Source organism: Spirosoma areae (genome assembly GCF_054781775.1).
In genome coordinates this window covers 1-575 of record NZ_BAAGTT010000065.1, presented here as the reverse complement: position 1 = coordinate 575, position 575 = coordinate 1, and the positions used below count along the sequence as shown (strand labels likewise).

2 protein-coding genes are annotated in these 575 nt (G+C 45.4%); one reads left to right on the top strand and one right to left on the bottom strand.

Annotation, left to right across the window (positions count from 1 at the left end; translation table 11 throughout):
- On the top strand, nt 1-295 hold a 295-nt coding region (locus ACYVI1_RS32675), incomplete at its 5' end, for a hypothetical protein (RefSeq protein ID WP_460916055.1).
- Nucleotides 296-379: 84 nt separating this feature from the next.
- On the opposite strand, the gene ACYVI1_RS32670 is transcribed toward ACYVI1_RS32675, so the two are convergent.
- On the bottom strand, nt 380-575 hold a 196-nt coding region (locus ACYVI1_RS32670; RefSeq protein ID WP_460916053.1), incomplete at its 5' end, for a hypothetical protein.

Sequence of the window (575 nt, the reverse complement as noted above, 5' to 3'; positions counted from 1 at the left end):
CCATACAAATACCGATCTGCTCAAGGAGTACATAAAGACGCTACACGCCACTGAAGTGGTGTTTCCGCGCATATTACCGCGTCAATGGGGCAACGAGTTTAGGCAAACCGAGTTACAGGCTATTTACTTTGGCCTGAAATTTGTGCTCAAAGGGGCTAATCGGAAAACCCAAAAAGGTCTAATCGAGGAGTTTACAAAGGTCGAAGAACCCGACATCCAACTGCATTGGTTTTTGCGCGACCACTGGAAGGAAGTTGTTGCCTTAATGACGAAAAAATCCAACCAAGTACAGTGATTGGACTAACCGGATAGGAGTAGCTCCGTCGTCGGCAGCGAGTTCGTTTCTGTTTATTCTTCAGACCGCTTAATGCCTAATTCGTTAGTCAGTGTATCCGCCATTTGCTGAGCCTGATAAAACTGAGCGATCACCGGGCTTAATCTCCGTAGTCATCGGGTTGTCAGACTGTTGTTGAACCGTTTCAAAATAGAAGACAACGGGTTTTTGGATTTCTTCGATAAACCCGTATCGCTTAGCTATTTTGTACTGGGTTGAATCTCGGTTCAGAGACTTTACA